Source organism: Arcanobacterium phocisimile, from assembly GCF_016904675.1.
GTDB lineage: Bacteria > Actinomycetota > Actinomycetes > Actinomycetales > Actinomycetaceae > Arcanobacterium > Arcanobacterium phocisimile.
On the sequence record NZ_CP070228.1, the window covers coordinates 255,476 to 270,884 of the forward strand.

Annotated in this window: 14 protein-coding genes and 5 tRNA genes; 7 read left to right on the forward strand and 12 right to left on the reverse strand. The window is 50.2% G+C overall.

Translation table 11 applies throughout. From position 1 onward, the window contains the following. Window positions 1-73 precede the first annotated feature (73 nt). From JTE88_RS01070 to JTE88_RS01100, 7 genes are all read right to left on the reverse strand, one after another. The gene (locus JTE88_RS01070) at window positions 74-424 is read right to left on the reverse strand and encodes a DUF3618 domain-containing protein (RefSeq protein WP_204424814.1); all 351 of its coding nucleotides are present in this window, start codon (window positions 422-424) and stop codon (window positions 74-76) included. Continuing rightward, window positions 421-864 carry a phage holin family protein gene (locus JTE88_RS01075; protein WP_204424815.1) on the reverse strand — a complete coding sequence of 148 codons (444 nt, stop codon included), beginning with the start codon at window positions 862-864 and terminating at the stop codon, window positions 421-423. The genes JTE88_RS01070 and JTE88_RS01075 overlap by 4 nt, the downstream gene beginning before the upstream one ends. Before the next feature lie 121 nt (window positions 865-985). Further along, window positions 986-2,821: a murein biosynthesis integral membrane protein MurJ gene (murJ, locus tag JTE88_RS01080; RefSeq protein ID WP_204424817.1), complete on the reverse strand. Its 1,836-nt coding sequence runs from the start codon at window positions 2,819-2,821 to the stop codon at window positions 986-988. Window positions 2,822-2,912: 91 nt separating this feature from the next. Next, window positions 2,913-2,986 (reverse strand) — tRNA-Asp (locus JTE88_RS01085). Window positions 2,987-3,044: 58 nt separating this feature from the next. Then, a tRNA-Phe gene (locus JTE88_RS01090) sits at window positions 3,045-3,120 on the reverse strand. Between the two features lie 36 nt (window positions 3,121-3,156). Further along, window positions 3,157-3,233 (reverse strand) — tRNA-Asp (locus JTE88_RS01095). 44 nt (window positions 3,234-3,277) lie between these two features. Further along, a tRNA-Glu gene (locus JTE88_RS01100) sits at window positions 3,278-3,350 on the reverse strand. 166 nt (window positions 3,351-3,516) lie between these two features. Here JTE88_RS01100 and JTE88_RS01105 point away from each other — a divergent pair. From JTE88_RS01105 to JTE88_RS01125, 5 genes are read left to right on the forward strand one after another with little or no spacing between them, the layout of a single operon-like run. Next, window positions 3,517-5,088, forward strand: coding sequence for a mechanosensitive ion channel family protein (locus tag JTE88_RS01105; RefSeq protein WP_204424819.1), 1,572 nt, complete (start codon window positions 3,517-3,519; stop codon window positions 5,086-5,088). 5 nt (window positions 5,089-5,093) lie between these two features. Further along, window positions 5,094-5,546 carry a peptide-methionine (R)-S-oxide reductase MsrB gene (gene msrB / locus JTE88_RS01110; RefSeq protein WP_204424820.1) on the forward strand — a complete coding sequence of 151 codons (453 nt, stop codon included), beginning with the start codon at window positions 5,094-5,096 and terminating at the stop codon, window positions 5,544-5,546. Further along, complete coding sequence (locus tag JTE88_RS01115; protein ID WP_204424821.1) at window positions 5,546-6,340, forward strand: endonuclease/exonuclease/phosphatase family protein; 795 nt, start codon at window positions 5,546-5,548, stop codon at window positions 6,338-6,340. The genes msrB and JTE88_RS01115 overlap by 1 nt, the downstream gene beginning before the upstream one ends. Before the next feature lie 21 nt (window positions 6,341-6,361). After that, window positions 6,362-6,517 carry a hypothetical protein gene (locus JTE88_RS01120; RefSeq protein ID WP_204424822.1) on the forward strand — a complete coding sequence of 52 codons (156 nt, stop codon included), beginning with the start codon at window positions 6,362-6,364 and terminating at the stop codon, window positions 6,515-6,517. After that, the gene (locus JTE88_RS01125; RefSeq protein ID WP_204424823.1) at window positions 6,490-6,840 is read left to right on the forward strand and encodes an EamA family transporter; all 351 of its coding nucleotides are present in this window, start codon (window positions 6,490-6,492) and stop codon (window positions 6,838-6,840) included. Before JTE88_RS01120 ends, JTE88_RS01125 begins: the two co-directional genes overlap by 28 nt. Window positions 6,841-6,892: 52 nt before the next feature. Here JTE88_RS01125 and JTE88_RS01130 read toward each other — a convergent pair. Further along, window positions 6,893-6,969 (reverse strand) — tRNA-Lys (locus tag JTE88_RS01130). 243 nt (window positions 6,970-7,212) lie between these two features. On the opposite strand from JTE88_RS01130, the gene JTE88_RS01135 reads away from it, so the two are divergent. After that, window positions 7,213-7,809: a hypothetical protein gene (locus tag JTE88_RS01135; protein WP_204424824.1), complete on the forward strand. Its 597-nt coding sequence runs from the start codon at window positions 7,213-7,215 to the stop codon at window positions 7,807-7,809. A 92-nt stretch (window positions 7,810-7,901) separates the two neighbouring features. On the opposite strand, the gene JTE88_RS01140 is transcribed toward JTE88_RS01135, so the two are convergent. From JTE88_RS01140 to JTE88_RS01155, 4 genes are all read right to left on the reverse strand, one after another. After that, on the reverse strand, window positions 7,902-10,676 hold the full coding sequence (locus tag JTE88_RS01140) for a PKD domain-containing protein (RefSeq protein ID WP_204424826.1): 2,775 nt from the start codon (window positions 10,674-10,676) through the stop codon (window positions 7,902-7,904). Window positions 10,677-10,680: 4 nt separating this feature from the next. After that, window positions 10,681-11,169, reverse strand: coding sequence for a hypothetical protein (locus tag JTE88_RS01145; protein ID WP_204424828.1), 489 nt, complete (start codon window positions 11,167-11,169; stop codon window positions 10,681-10,683). Between the two features lie 105 nt (window positions 11,170-11,274). Further along, window positions 11,275-12,285: an inorganic phosphate transporter gene (locus JTE88_RS01150; RefSeq protein WP_204424830.1), complete on the reverse strand. Its 1,011-nt coding sequence runs from the start codon at window positions 12,283-12,285 to the stop codon at window positions 11,275-11,277. Beyond that, the gene (locus JTE88_RS01155) at window positions 12,285-12,869 is read right to left on the reverse strand and encodes a DUF47 domain-containing protein (RefSeq protein ID WP_239519575.1); all 585 of its coding nucleotides are present in this window, start codon (window positions 12,867-12,869) and stop codon (window positions 12,285-12,287) included. Before JTE88_RS01155 ends, JTE88_RS01150 begins: the two co-directional genes overlap by 1 nt. Window positions 12,870-13,172: 303 nt before the next feature. Here JTE88_RS01155 and JTE88_RS01160 point away from each other — a divergent pair, with 303 nt between their 5' ends. Beyond that, window positions 13,173-14,603, forward strand: coding sequence for an alanine/glycine:cation symporter family protein (locus tag JTE88_RS01160; protein ID WP_204424832.1), 1,431 nt, complete (start codon window positions 13,173-13,175; stop codon window positions 14,601-14,603). The last annotated feature ends 806 nt before the right edge of the window (window positions 14,604-15,409 follow it).

Genomic DNA, 15,409 nt, shown 5'->3' on the forward strand with positions numbered 1-15,409 from the left:
GGGGAACAAGCCTTATGTTTGTTCCCCACACCCTTTATTCTGAAAGAGGCGCCAATCGGCGACCCTACAGCTACTATTTAACGATCTTTCGGATAATGATCGCCGCAACACTCAAAGCAACACCGGCGATAACGCCAATAGCTTTCTTATCTCCAGCGGCGGCGTCATGGGCGAGTGCTTGAGCCTTGGCTTTGACGTTCTCAACTTTCTCCATGGCAGCAACCTTTAAATCCTCTTTGAGCACTTCAGGGTCAAGCTTCGCGGCTAATTCGTTGACAGTTGCAGTCAATTCTTCACGGACACGTTCAATGTCTTTTTGAACTTCACTAGCCGACCGAGTATCTTCTACGCCGACAGGCGCTTCATAATCAGAGGCCATCTTAGCGTTTGCTACTGCACGAGCAGCTTCGTTCACGTTGCTCACTTCTCAAAACCTTTCTTGATGGCGTCGACATTTTTCGTCAGACCGATCTTTGGATCAATCTCCGCATCTTTTGCTTTTTTCAGCGAGCTCATACCAATTAGTGCAAGAACTATAATGATCAGTAACAAGATGCCAGCAGTAATGAGATACCCAGCCCATTCAGGAACTAATAGCGAAAATGCCAGGGCAATACTGGTGAAAAGGAAGCCCAGCATGTAAAGGGCAAGCACTCCAGCGACAACAAGCAAAACGCCGCCAACTCCGAGTCGCTTAATCTTTGTTTGAGCCTGGAGCTTCGTGTATTTGATTTCGTCGCGTACCAAGGCAGAGAACTGGCTAGTTATCTTTGCAACCAATTCTCCAATAGAACCTGATGTGGATTTCGGTGAAGGCACCGATTCTACACGTGGTGATATTGGATCTTTATGTTCGGTAGTCACGGACTACTCCTTCGCGGGCTGCATTCAGCCCATGGACAGATGACGATGATGTTCCTATTGTTTCATGAATTCCTACTATTTTGCGACCCCCAGTAAAGAACCCAATGAAACCGGCGTCTTTTCAGCGAACTCGAGTCAGAATTTTCGCACTGATCTGACGTACCGGACGAAGAAGTACCTCTCCCTCAGGGAGTTTCGAGATCCACAGTAATACAACAAAAGTGATCGACATCAGTGTGCCAACAACGATGATTGAAACGACCGACAAGAAATAATTATTAGCAACTGCGTCGTAACCAAACTCCAGCATACTAACAAAGCCTAGTGCGCCACTAATAACTCCAATAGCGCCTAACTTCAGATGGCTCGATACAATTCGTCGCCCGTCAATACCTCCCAATCGGCGTCGTAGAATCCAGGCATGAATCGCTAGATAGACAACGTTTTCGAGCGACGAAAATAGACACAGTCCAATAACCGTCCACTCCGGTGACCAATAGGAGGTGAAGAAATAGAAAATCGGAGTGATGATATGAAGTGGGAGAACCGTAAAGAAAGCTGTGCGTGTATCTTCGTAAGCATAGAAAACTTTCATTAAAACCGAATCAGCAGCTCCTGCAACCAATCCAAGGGTGAGTGCACCCAACACCCACGCTAGTGACCACGCCTCAGCTGCAGTCGACGTCGGAGTAACCACTTTTGCAACTGGCACAGCCAGTACGAAAATCAACGCACTAGCCAAAATATTAAAAGCTCCAACCGTGCGGATCGTGATCGAAATGTCAGAACGTACAGAATTGGAATCGTTGCGTGCCGCAGCACGTGACATACGCGGGAACACGGCGGTGATAATGGAGATGGTTACCAGTGATGTCGGGAGCGAATAAAGAGCGAATGCGATGGTGTACATGAAATTACCGGCGACGCCAATGGTGTCCATACCCATATCGATCGCACGTTGAGTTGCACCGGCAGCGACGTTCACCAAAAACATAATTGGGATCATGCCGGTAACCATCAAAGCGAGTACCCAACTGCCGGCACGACCGATTGCACCGAGTCCAGAATTGCGCCATCGGAAATCGGGGTGGTAGTGGATGCCTAAGTTGCGCAACGGCCAGAAAAGAACCACCGCTTGCATAACGATGCCTAAGGTCGAAACACCACCGAGAATCATCGTTGGCGCGCCAGCCCAATCAGCAGCTGATGACGGCGAAGTTGAATCTTCGCTGCCGAAAAGCCCGAGCATGAGGATTAAACCGCCAATAGCAACAATATTGTTCAGTGCCGGAGACCACATGTAGGGTCCGAACTTTTCGTAAGCATTGAGAATCTGGCCCAATACCGCATACAGTCCATAGAAGAAAATCTGCGGTAGGCACCAGTATGCAAAAATGACGGTGAGTCGATACCATTCGGCGGACATTGTCGAGGCGTAGAAGCTAACGATCATAGGTGCCGCTAGGGTAATCACTAGCGTGAGTAGGCCCAATGTGACGAATGAAAAAGTCAGCAACTTATTAATAAAAACTACACCCTCAGCATGTGATTTCTCCGTAGCACGCACAATTGCCGGAACTAGCACAGCGTTAACTAATCCACCGGCGATGATGCCGTAAAGCAGATTCGGTACGTTATTGGCAACATCAAACGAGTTGGCTACTGGTGTGGAAACACCGACGACTGCGCCGAGCAAAATGGGGGAGCGGATCATACCAAGAGCTCGCGAAACGAGGGTTCCGAGGAACATAATGAACGACGAACGAGCTGCAGAGACGCGCGGTTGGTTCGCTCGCGGTGCTGCAGGTGCGGATTCAGCCCCAGGAGGCGTAACTGGCGACACGGTGGGGTTGTCGACAGATTGGCGGTGTGGTGTTAGTGCAGCACATTGTGCTGATAGTGGGATACGTCCCTGTCCGTGCCGTGGCAAAAACCGTTTCCTTGAGCGAAAATCCATGCCACTAGTGTACCGATCTTTTTCAGCCGTGGTTAGATGGCAGAGGGCTCAGAAATATGAAAGTCCCCCTGCGTGAGCAGGGGGACATGTGCGACCCTGACGGGACTTGAACCCGCGACCTCCGCCGTGACAGGGCGGCGCGCTAACCAACTGCGCTACAGGGCCAGGATGGCTCAGATAACTACCGAGACCTAAAATCCCCTGCCAGGGCAGGGGATTTATCTGGTGGCTCCGACCGGCGTCGATCCGGTGACCTTTCGATTTTCAGTCGAACGCTCTACCAACTGAGCTACAGAGCCAAGATAAGAAAACACCCGGGTTTCCCGGGATTTCCTTGGCGACCCTGACGGGACTTGAACCCGCGACCTCCGCCGTGACAGGGCGGCGCGCTAACCAACTGCGCTACAGGGCCTTACGGCCGATATCTTTCGATATCTACTTCCCTAGGGAAGTTAGTACCCCCAACCGGATTCGAACCGGTGCTACCGCCGTGAAAGGGCGGGGTCCTAGGCCGCTAGACGATGGGGGCGAAACCCGAAGGCTTCTTCGTTCTCAGCACTTCCGCGCCTCGAACTCCTATAGCTTAGCGATATTTACCCCGATAATGCAAAATTAATCGTGTGTGTTACCGGTCACTGTTCGCTAGAAGCCTGTTTTTCCTTGGTATTTAGCCGATTTTATCTTAGGCTAAAGACATGACATTTTTGGATTTTCCGCAGATACTCATCAATAGCGTCGACGATTCCCCTGCAACGCCCGTCTCTGAGAAAACAGAAGCGGTGGTTGAAGCGACGGTTGACGTCCTCAGTTTTGTTGGCGGAACTCTCGCAGGAGTGGCGGTAGGCGTTGTCGCCACGATCGTGGTTATGTCTATCAGCCACATGTTTGCTCGCTGGTACAAGTACTATGAGCCGATCCACGCAACGATCAGCCGCCCAGTAGTAATCGTTTTAGCAACCCTCGGTGGGTGGATTGGTTTCCAAACCGTCCTCGACTCCATCAAAACTGACGACGCTCCCGGCTGGTTGAGCTGGCTTAGCCATTCGTTTTTGATTTTATTTATCATCGTCGTCGCTGGTTTCGTCGTAGCCCTAGTAAACGGGTTAGTAAAGTCAATCTATCTCCGCATGGAAGTTTCCTCCGAAGAACGAGCCAGCCGGATCGAAACCCAAGTCCAGGTTATCCACCGGGTCATATCCGCTGTTATTTGGGTAGTCGCCTGCGGTGCAATCTTACTGACATTCCCAGCAGCTAGAACAGCAGGAACATCCATCCTAGCGTCCGCGGGAATCCTCTCCGTAGTAGCCGGCTTAGCAGCGCAATCTGTACTCGGTGATGTTTTTGCCGGCGTGCAGTTAGCCTTCTCTGATTCGATGAGGGTCGGTGACATCGTCCTATTCAACGACGAAATGACAACCGTCGAAGAAATTACTCTCACCTACGTCGTCCTCGCAGTGTGGGACGGGCGGCGCATCATGGTTCCGTCATCGAAAATGACAGCAGAACCTTTCGAAAATTGGACTCGCCGTTCCCCGGAAATGATGGGAATCGTCGAATGGCATGTAGATTGGACCATTCCGATCCAACAAGCCCGTAAACAACTCGAGCACCTACTCCAGTCCACAGACTTATGGGACGGACGCATCGGAATCCTGCAAATCTCCGAAGCCACTAATGGGCTGATCATGATGCGTGCAATCGTCTCTGGACAAAACGCTGGAGCACTTATCGATTTGCGGCACTACCTGCGTGAAGCAATGGTCGAGTGGATTCAAAACGAGGCACCACAAGCAATACCGCACTATCGTCGAATCGTCGATGATGCTCCCAACTTCGACGATGTCAGTGAAGCGACCCGGCAACGGGTAGATGAACGTTTGGCGGCAAGCGCTCCAGCTTACAAACCTGATAAAGCAGTTGTTGATACGGCGTCGACAACCGTCATTTCGCGCGAAGAATTAGAAAAATTTGCCCGTACTCCGATAGCCCAACGCGTGGGTGATGACGAGTTCCAATTGGGTGCAAACTCCGAAGAGTTCGTCGTCGTCCCCGCAGAAGACGATGGAAAACCAGCAGGATATCAGTCGGCGATCTTCCACGGATCTGAAGAAGCGAACAAACGAGCCGAACAGTATTCCGGGCCAGGAGAAGATGCCTATGAAGAGCGTAACCGCAAGATAGAACAGACTGCTAATATTGCAAAATACGACGACGCCGGACACGGCCATGAAGATGCCGGCCACGGCCACACAGACCAAGGAGAATGATGATCATGGGTTACGTTGATAAGACCCCAGAACATACTGAAAATATCGAGTACAAGCTCGATAAATCGCCAGAAGAATGGCGAAACCTGCTCTCGGATATGGAATTCTTCGTCCTTCGCGAAGCTGGTACCGAGCGCCCAGGAACTGGTGAACTGCTCTACGAAAACCGCGCTGGAATGTATCACTGTAAAGCCTGTGACGCGGAGCTGTTCTCGTCAGAGACAAAGTTCGATTCCCACTGCGGCTGGCCATCCTTCTACGATCCCGACGAAAAAGGAGCGGTTGTCTACATTGAAGATCGTTCCCTCGCGCCACGCGTTCGAACCGAAGTGCGGTGTGCTAACTGTGGTTCGCACTTAGGTCATGTCTTTAATGATTCGCCCGAAACCCCGACTGGGTTGCGTTACTGCATGAACTCAGTGGCTTTGCGATTCGAGCCAGGATCAGGCAAGAACTGATGGCAGTTCGCTGTGCCACGCTCAACCTCGAGCACGGCAGACCAGCACAGAAAGCGATACGTGACGATGTCGACGTCGATCGACAATTTGCCGAAGCGGTCACACAGCTCAGACAAGTGAGTCCCGATATTCTCACTGTGCAAGAAGCTGACGGTCCAACCCGCGCCCGACTAACTCGCCCACACAGCCAGCATGCTGGGCATGTGGAAACTTTAGGACGATGGCTTCACATGCAGCACGTCTATGCCCCGTCTGCTTTCGGGTATGGCGTCGGCATCTTGAGTGCTTATCCGATCCGGGCGGCTCGATATTTGCGATTACCGCCTATCGTCAAACCGATATATCGCACCGACGACGGTTTGATGAAGATACGCTGGCCCGAACCGCGTGTTGCGTTATATGGCCTCGTAGAAACCCCAGATGGGTTGCTACTGGTAGGAACCACCCACCTAGATATCGATCAAAATTCTGCCCCACGGCAGTTAGAGATCGTTATTGGTGGGTTTGTGGTTGCTGCTCGAGCATGGGGTGTGTCACCGACTCACACGCCGATGTTGCTTACTGGGGATATGAATCTGCGACCTGACGCTGTTAGAGATGCACTGGATGAGATTCCAAAAACTATGACGTTCCCGCACACGGTCCTGGCATCTGCACCAACATACCCACACGCAAAACCACGCTGGCAGATCGATCATATACTTGGCTATCGGATAGCTTCTCAACGCTCGCATTCGTTAAGTACGGCAATATCGGACCATGTGGGACTCGTTGTTGAAGTAGTTCTCAGGTAAAACTCTCAAAGGTAAGGTTGCATGAGCGAGAACCCAACTGAAACATGGGCATGGGCACCGGTTATATTGTTGACTACAGCGGCGATCCAATATAGTGGCGTGACGATAGCTATTGGGTTGTTTTCTAGCGTTGCGGTAATCGCTGTGGTGTGGGGCGTACCTTTTTTGGCTCGCTAGTATGGTTTCCAGTTGCATTTCCGCACTTAGGGCCGATTTTTACTGCCGGGCGTATTTTCGGGCTAGTCGTGGTGGTGGCGTTATTGGCATCGGTAACTCCGTATGTGATGGATGCAGTAATTATGCGCCGGTTAAGTGCTCCAACGTTTGCGTTACTTCATTCCCTGTTACCAGCAACATCACTGTTAATAGGGTTGATTATTTTGCGCCAAGTTCCAACTATCGGAGAACTATCGGGTCTGGTTTTCATTACGGTTGCTGTGGCGTTGGTTGGTTTTCAGCCGGTTCGACGGCGGAAAGCGCATCCACCATCGGCTTCTTAACGAATTTAAGATAGATGTGAAAATCGCCGGCACGTAAAGTACCGGCGATTACTGGTAGGCCCCGTGGGACTCGAACCCACAACCTACGGATTAAAAGTCCGCAGCTCTAACCAGTTGAGCTAGAGGCCCACGCTTGAAAACAAGCGTCGTTTCGGCGCATTTTGCGTCGGAACTTTTATTAGTATAGCGCTTTCTTGGCTCGGAGTAAAAATCAGAATGTATGATGAAAATCAGTGAATTATTGTTTTACGGCAAATAGCCGAAAACAACATGTCGTTGTGATTCGTCCAACAGTGTGCGTATAAGATGGTCAGTAGGCTACATTATGAAAAACTTGACTGTGGCTATAGTGCTTTGAAGGAGGCTTGTACCATGAACGTATCATTTCGCCGCCCCGCTCAGTTACGTCCGGAACAACTCGAAGTTATTGATGGAGACGTCAACATTGAAGCAAGGCTTGAATTAGCTTATGCAACTGCACACGCACTTATTCCTCTTGACTCAGATATTGATCATGAGGTCACGGAACGGCTACACCAGGTGATTGCGGACGAGGGGATTGATGTCGTGGCTGAGTCGTGGGTTGATGCACCAGAAACGTCATTGCCAGGAATTTTGTGGCGTGGTTTTCTGCTACGTGAATGGATTCGGCGTTTTCCGGATGATGTTCGCCAACGTTTTATTGCTGCCGAAAAGGTGGACACGGATCAGTCGGGTGTTTTGACACCGGTAGACATGATGACTTCATGGGATCAAGTTTTTTCAGGTTCGTTTAGCGGGGACTTTTTAGAGGTCATTCGCCATTCAGCTCGGTTTACTGACTATATTGCAAGTATTGAGCCGTTGTGGATTGCTGACGATGATCATCCTCTTGCAACTGAGGTTACTCGGCGAAATACTGCTATGGTTCGAACTGCCCAAGAATTTTATCTGGCAGGAGAGAAAGCTATTCGACGTGGGCGCATGTAATAAGTAGCCTGCAGGTTGAGCTTGACTTAATGTATAGTGGCCGGCGAAGAACCAAATCTTCGCCGGCCACTACAGCTTATCGGATAGTTGTTTTAGCTTTCTTTACGAATGCTAAGAACCATACCTGAGCTAAGAAGAACCATTGCGAGTAGTGCAATCGCACCAACGCTTGTTCCCGTATGTGCTAGCACATCTCCTGTTGTATGATCGACAACTTTTGGATTCTGCGGTAGCTTGGTCGCCGGTGTGAGCGACATTGCTGGGATGGTTTGTTTGCCTGGGGTTAGCTTCATTGCTGGGATGGTTTGTTTGCCTGGGGTCAGTTCCATTGCTGGGATGGTTTGTTTGCCTGGGGTCAGTTCCATTGCTGGGATGGTTTGTTTGCCTGGGGTTAGCTTCATTGCTGGAATAATCTTCGTTGCAGTCAACCTTAACCGAACTGTCATATCTTTCGTTTCTGGCGTGCTCCGCTTAAATGTTGTTCCAGCAGGTACTTTCATCGTCAGCATAGCAGAAGCGGTTTCACCACCTTCCGCTTTGTCGGTTGCAGCATAGGAAAGTACCGAGTCTTTTAATGTCACATTCCAAGATTGCGGAGTAGCGGTTTCAAGTGTCAACGTGATGTCGGTTGCTCCCGGCAATACCGAGTGAATATCGAAGCCCTGAGCCTCAGCTCCCGCAATCACCTTCTTCTGAATTTCAACAAGGTTCAGGTCGTCGCACGCATCGCCAATTCCATCGTTATCGGTATCGAGCTGATCTTCATTAGCAATGTCAGGGCAGTTATCAACACTCTGGTCCACCAAGTCGCCGTCTTCTGTCACGTCAACAATAATGGTTGCAATCGCTGTCTGATTATCCGCATCTGTCACAGTTACCGAAACAGTGTGTTCGCCGACTGTTGTGAAGGTATGCGAAATCTTATTCTCTTTTGTGGTGTTATCTGGTTGCCCGTCACCATTGAAGTCCCAACCATAGGACATGATGTCGCTATTAGGTGAGACCGATCCATCAGCGCTGAACTCAACGGTTGTTCCAACCTTTTGTGTTGTCACCTGGCCGAGTTTAGCGGTAGGGGTTTCGAGAATTAGTGGACGTAGATCTCCTAGGACTTGCATCCGGCCACCTGTGCGGGTGAAGAGAGACGGAAGCGGTTCGGTGCGATCAGTGTCAAGATCAATCAGATTGAATTCGACTGTGTTCGCTGCGAATGCGCTCAAAAGTAATTGTTCGACGGACTGTGAGAGGCTCTCGGAATTTTGGCCAGTTTCAGCATCACCAATGACGACGACGATCTTGCGGGCTTCTTCGCGCCATTCAGATGAAGTCGTTACCTCTTTAAGAGTTGTCAAGAAATCTTCTGCGTTCTGATTCGAGGTCGTATCTAAATCATTGAGTGAGTCCAGGACATTGGATAGTTCGCCGAATGATGTTGTTGCAGCCGGACCCTCAGGAGTCTCGGGTGCATCTGCGATCGGAGTCTCAGTATCTGCTGGTTTAGCGGCTTCTGGTTCTGATGTAGGCTCTGCTGGTTCAGTATCGTCAGTTGCAGTTTCCGGATCAGTTGGTGCAGCATTTTCTGCTGACTCATCGGCAACGGCCTCTGGCTGAGGGGCTTCCGGTAGATCAGGTGTGACTGGTTCTACTGGAGAACTTGCATCAGGCTGGGGAACTTCGGGGAGGTCAGCATCAGGCTGAGCTTGCTCATCAGAAATTGGATCTTCTCCAACGAAGGACTTTAAGCTGAAACGTGCCTTTTGGTTTGCGTTAGCTGAAGCGTCAAAAGTTTCTACAGCGATACGGCGGATCTGCTTCTTAATTTCGGGTAGCTTAGCCTTTGTCTGTGAAGATGCTTCCACTAGGAAAGTAACATCGATTGGACGTGCGTAACTTTGCTTATCACGTGCCGACGCTGGTACGCCAATCTGATTATAGAGATACTTACCGATTTCACTGTGTCCGGTGATGTTGGGATGGTAGAACATCAACGTCGTCGTAGAGGTCGTAGAGACAACCTTCCCCTCGTCGTTAACATAACCATTTTCCTCAGCCATTTCGTTAAACCAGCGCTGTGGATTGTACTGGATAAAATACGGATTTGGCTCATGTCCAGCGAACAATGCATGCGTCGGAATGAACGTCAGATGTGGATGGGCCACGTTCTGGTTCCACTTCTGAGTCAGATCCTCTTGCAACGCGACTGCATCCAGTCCGAACTGGCGGACGCCGTGAGCGGCATCAATAGATTTCGTGGCCGAACTGAACCAGCCACTGTTATCCAGAATATACTCCCCTTCGGTAGAAAGAAGCGGATAACCAACCATGACTATCTGAGCATCAGGTGAAAGTTTTGCGGATAACTGCTCCAGAATGGTCTCAACATTTGCAAAAGTTTGAGGCAGTAAATCTTGGGCGTGCTTGAGAGCGGCACTGCAGTTATCGTACGAAGAGTTCCCAATCCACGTGCCTCCAAAGCAGCCAGTAATGATGCTTTGGAAATCGATATCGTTGCCGCCGACAGTGAAGAGCACGATATCGGAATCGCTAGGAACCTTGGAAATCTGATTGTCCAGAACGCCTTGAGTAACCTGACCAGATTCGGCAAGGTTATGTACTGTAGTGTGAACGCCTTGGGCATTGAGCTTATCGGCATAAACGTGACCCCAGTTGCGCATGGAGCGATAGGCTTCGGCGGGTCCGTAGTATTGGCCAGCACCGTTACCGGCTGTGTAGGAGTCACCAATAAGAGTCAGTGTCAGATATTTTTCATCTTGGTGAGACGTATCTGCAAGTGCGGGAGAGGCAGTGAATAATGATGCCGACAGGGCAACAAAACCTGCGAATAACTTCTTTGTTATAGATTTCATGAATCTAATAATAGGTTAGAGACACCACTATTGGAAACCTGTTTTCAATAGTTGAGATATCTTCTCCTGGAGATATGGTGAGGCGTTTAGTTGGACTGTCCGAATTTCTCTTATTTGCACACCACAAAAGTGAATCGGGGCAGGATGAATCTACCATCCATCCGTCGGCGAGAGCTGCTTTCTGAAGCGTGACTAGTGCCTTGCCGTCGGTATCCTCCACAATATAACGAACCTCGTAAGGGCGTGATTTACCCAAAAAACCTGCCGGCGGAGTTTGCCAATATTCAGTCGGTTCCAGCCCGAACGACGTCGGACTAGCGACATCCTCCGCGAGTAAAGCCGATAATTCTTTTGGCGTCCCCCAGTAATTAAGATTTTGCCCCCAGCGCCAGATTCCGAATCCAGCTACAGCAACGATCATCAAAAAAACTACCAAAAAAACAGGCAAACGATGTACAAAAAAAGATGTGGTTGAAGACGCTGACGTAGACATGTATGCTCCTTCAGATAAATTCTTACCAGCAACTATAAACGTTGGGCAGTCAAATCAACAAAGATTTGACTGCCCAGTCGTGAAAGAACTCATCCGTTCTACATACTAGATAAACAAGAAATGGAAAACTGCGTAGAAAAGCGCCGAAACAATAGCAGCTGCAGGCATCGTAAGGAACCATGCACCCACGATTGACTTCGTCACTGACCACCGCACAGCTGAAAGCCGCTTCGTTGCTCCCGCACCCATAATGGCCGACGTGATTGTGTGCGTGGTGGAAATAGGAGCGTGGTAGAGGAATGCAGTCGTGTAGAGAACCGATGAAGCGACTGATTCGGCTACGAAACCTTGAGATGGGTCAAGGTCAATAATCTTCGACCCCAGCGTTTTCATGATCCGCCAGCCACCGGAATATGTTCCCAGCGAAATTGCAGTAGCTGCACCCAGCTTGACCCACATCGGCACTTCGTGACCCTCATGAAAACCACCCGCAACCAAAGCAAGAACCACAACGCCCATTGTTTTCTGGGCATCTTGCAGGCCGTGCCCCAGTGCGGTAGCAGCAGCAGAAACTGTTTGAGCGTAACGGAACTTGCGCATTGTTGGGCGGTATGCAAAATTAGCACATATGCGAATAACCAGCGTCATTAAAACGTAAGCTAAAACGAAACCGACAACTGGCGAAATGAACATCGGTAAGACGACTTTCTCACCAATGACCATCCACTGCACGGAGATAGATGCAGCTAACCCAGCACCAGCCAAACCGCCAATAAGCGCATGAGATGACGAAGAAGGCAAACCAAGCCACCACGTGATCAGATTCCAGATAACGGCACCGACCAAGCCTGAAAGTACAACGAATAATGCCACATTGTTCTCGACCCCGTCGATATCGACGATGCCAGATCCAATAGTCTCAGCAACTCCTGTTCCAAGCAATGCGCCAATAAAGTTCATTACAGCCGCCATAATCAGAGCAGTACGTGGTGCCAGGGCGCGAGTAGCAACTGATGTAGCGATTGCATTCGCCGCGTCGTGGAAACCGTTAGTGAAATCAAATGCGAACGCAATGACGATCACTAGTCCCACGATCAGGATAGTAGAAGTAACCATCAGGACTCCTTGATCGCAATTCCTTCGATGGAGACCGCGAGAGTTTCAAAGCTGTCGATAGCAGCTTCGAGTGCGTCAACAACAAATTTGATCTTCAAAACTTCCATTGCGTTGGCGTCGTCGTCAGCGAAAATTTCACGCATAAGCTTGCGGTAAATGATATCGCCTTGATTCTCGAGCTGGTTAATTTCCAGCCAGAATTGCTTAGTATGCTCGCCCATTGAAGCGATAAGCTTCATCGCTTCGTTAGTTACCGTTGCGCATTTAGTAATAATCCGAATAAGTTCAAGTGCTTTTTCGGGAAGTTCATCGACTCGGTACAAAACCATGTTGTCGCCGGCTTCGTCGATAAGATCAACGATATCGTCAACTGTGGACACAAGCCCGTAGACGTCTTCGCGGTCATAGGGGAGTACGAAACTGTGTGCAACTTTTTGTAGCACGTCATGAGTGCCGTCATCAGCAAGGTTTTCGACCTCATGGAGTTTCTTGTTCAGCTCTTTTCGAGCTTCACGGTCGGCGTTTCCCATCTGTTCGAGTATCTGCGCAGCAGATACGATGTGGTTAGCTTGCTTTGCAAACATTTCTAGCACGGCTTTACCCGGTGCGAATTTACTTAGACTCACAATGCCCTCAGAACACTAAGTGAACACTTGTCGTTTTCACCTTACGTTGCTCATGGCTCGACGCGCTTGCCAAACCGATAATTTCACGGGTTCAAGTTGTATAGATCACAAGGCCTTTTGTCACTTGAAGGTCCCTATTGTCCTTATTTTTCCTTGAAATGTAGGGGTTCTACAATGTGGACATCGGCAGAGATATATTCCCCAACAAGATAAGATGGTGACGTTTTATATCATTATTTTTATCGGAAAGAGGTGTAGACGATGGCTGTTTACGATGCGATACAGGACGTAACTGCTTGGTTAGGCGGCCTCAATGATTGGCTCTACACCTGGGTGATGATCCTAGCGCTTGTCGGAACTGGAATATTCTTAACCATCCGTACCCGCGCGCTACAACTGCGGCATTTTGTTGGCATGGCCAAATATTTGACGCAGTCACGACGTGGTTCGCGAGGTGGGATTTCGTCCTTCCAGGCTTTCGCAATGGGTATGTCTACCCGCATTGGTATTGGGAATATTACCGGTATCGCCCTAGCGATGATTCTGGGTGGGCCTGGTTCTCTTTTTTGGATGTGGATCGTCGCGATCGTAGGAATGTCGACGGCGTTCGCTGAGGCCACTTTGGCACAAATCTTCAAATTCCGGCATCAAGATGGTTCGTTCCGTGGCGGTCCAGCCTCCTACATCATGGATGGTTTGAAATCGCGTCCGCTCGCCGTCGTTTTCGCCTGCGCAATGGTCTTCTGTATGTTCGTTGCAATGCCGATGGTTCAAGCCAACACAATCGCACAGGTCATTTCTGGCGCCCACGGTATTGACCCGTGGATTATTGGGCTAGTTATTGCTGGATTAACTTCGTTGGTCTTGTTTGGCGGAGTGCGCCGAGTGGCTCGAGCAACAGAAGTTATTTCCCCGATGATGGCACTGTTCTATGTTGGGGTCGCGGTAGTGATCATCGCGCTCAACATCACCGCAGTTCCACAGTTCTTTGCCGATGTTTTTTCCTCCGCATTCGGTGCACGCGAAGCCTTTGTCGGAACCGGTTCGGCATTCGTTGCCGCTTTGCTCAACGGTACCCGCCGTGGTTTGTTCTCCAATGAAGCGGGAATGGGCACATCGCCAAACGCTGCCGCCACAGCGACAGTTGCCCATCCCGTACAACAGGGCTTGATTCAGGCGTTCGGTGTTTTCCTCGACACGATCCTCATATGTACAGCTACCGGTTTTATTATTTCGACGACCGGCGCTTTGGACTACTCTCGTGTTACGGCAGACGATGCCGCCCATGTTACGACTGATGCGATCACAGGTACGTTGGGTGCGTGGATGGCGTGGCCGATTGCAATTATGATTTTCTTCTTCGGCTTTTCATCTATTTTAGGTGCTTACGCCTATGGTGAAGCGAATCTGGTGTTCTTAAAGAAATCCCGTCCGCTTGACCTTGCCTCTCGTGCGGTTTTGATCGTTTCGAGTTTTATCGGCTCGATTACGGCACTGACGTTCGTGTGGGCAGTGATGGATACTGCGATGTTTGCGGTAACCGTCTTGAATTTAGTGGCGATTGTGGCGCTTGCACCGTGGATTATGGCGTTGTTGCGTGACTATGAGAAGCAAATCAGGGAAGGTGTGGATCCAGTGTTCCAGGCTGACAAGGCGGAGCTACCGGGAGATATTCCCTCGGACATTTGGTGAAGGTGAGCGGCTGGCTCCGTCTTTCGTCGCCAGCGCATCCCCGTTTTTGTCTGCCGTATCCGCCCCTTGCCCGCCTTCTAGCTCCGATCGGCGGTATTCAACACGACAGGATCTATACAGCGCCACCGTGCTGAATACTGCCGAACTGGGCCTGTACACCTACTAGATTTGTGCCGGTACTGGTTCTGCGCCGTGCCAGTTTTCAGCTAGCCGTTCAACTCGGACACCTAAGGGGCCGGGGTAGTGCCCGGTGCATCGCCGTCGATAATGAGGGAATTACCCACTAGGAGATCCACCCGTCCTACCCCGGGGATGTCGACTTGTGGCTAGGCATGACACCCCTTGGAGCAGAGATAGTTACGCACTCGGGTTTCACTGCCCGATTGTGAGGTCGATGTGTATCTTTGCAGAATTGGATGTTTACGCTCCTGAGCAGTACTGACTAGTTGATCAGCTATGACTGGCGTGATCATGCGCTTATGTAGAAGTGAATCCAGAATAATCAAGCCGGTCTCAGCATGGTGGTTGTGAAGAGCTTGTTCAATCGCATCAGCGAGTGAAGCCACAAGCGTTGGTGATTGAGCTGGTCGAAGGTGAGAACCCAAGAGAGATTTCGAATAAGGTCGGTGCAATTTGGCTCCATCAAGTTGGGGCTTAGATCCGTTGGGTTGGGTTATGAAATGAGTGGTTGGGTCGTGCGGGGCGGAGTTATGCAGGGCAGGCTAACAAAAACAGGGCCGTAGCTATGCGCTACGACCCTGTCGAAGTATTAGGACACCGGACCTGAGAGCGCCTGTCGGCGCGAA

Bases quoted from the DNA above. Each gene is read 5' to 3' on its own strand.
- murJ (WP_204424817.1), bottom strand. From the start codon at position 2,821: ATGGATTTTCGCTCAAGGAAACGGTTTTTGCCACGGCACGGACAGGGA.
- JTE88_RS01160 (WP_204424832.1), top strand. From the start codon at position 13,173: ATGGCTGTTTACGATGCGATACAGGACGTAACTGCTTGGTTAGGCGGC.
- msrB (WP_204424820.1), top strand. From the start codon at position 5,094: ATGGGTTACGTTGATAAGACCCCAGAACATACTGAAAATATCGAGTAC.
- JTE88_RS01115 (WP_204424821.1), top strand. From the start codon at position 5,546: ATGGCAGTTCGCTGTGCCACGCTCAACCTCGAGCACGGCAGACCAGCA.
- JTE88_RS01105 (WP_204424819.1), top strand. From the start codon at position 3,517: ATGACATTTTTGGATTTTCCGCAGATACTCATCAATAGCGTCGACGAT.
- JTE88_RS01140 (WP_204424826.1), bottom strand. From the start codon at position 10,676: ATGAAATCTATAACAAAGAAGTTATTCGCAGGTTTTGTTGCCCTGTCG.
- JTE88_RS01150 (WP_204424830.1), bottom strand. From the start codon at position 12,285: ATGGTTACTTCTACTATCCTGATCGTGGGACTAGTGATCGTCATTGCG.
- JTE88_RS01145 (WP_204424828.1), bottom strand. From the start codon at position 11,169: ATGTCTACGTCAGCGTCTTCAACCACATCTTTTTTTGTACATCGTTTG.
- JTE88_RS01120 (WP_204424822.1), top strand. From the start codon at position 6,362: ATGAGCGAGAACCCAACTGAAACATGGGCATGGGCACCGGTTATATTG.
- JTE88_RS01135 (WP_204424824.1), top strand. From the start codon at position 7,213: ATGAACGTATCATTTCGCCGCCCCGCTCAGTTACGTCCGGAACAACTC.
- JTE88_RS01155 (WP_239519575.1), bottom strand. From the start codon at position 12,869: ATGTTTGCAAAGCAAGCTAACCACATCGTATCTGCTGCGCAGATACTC.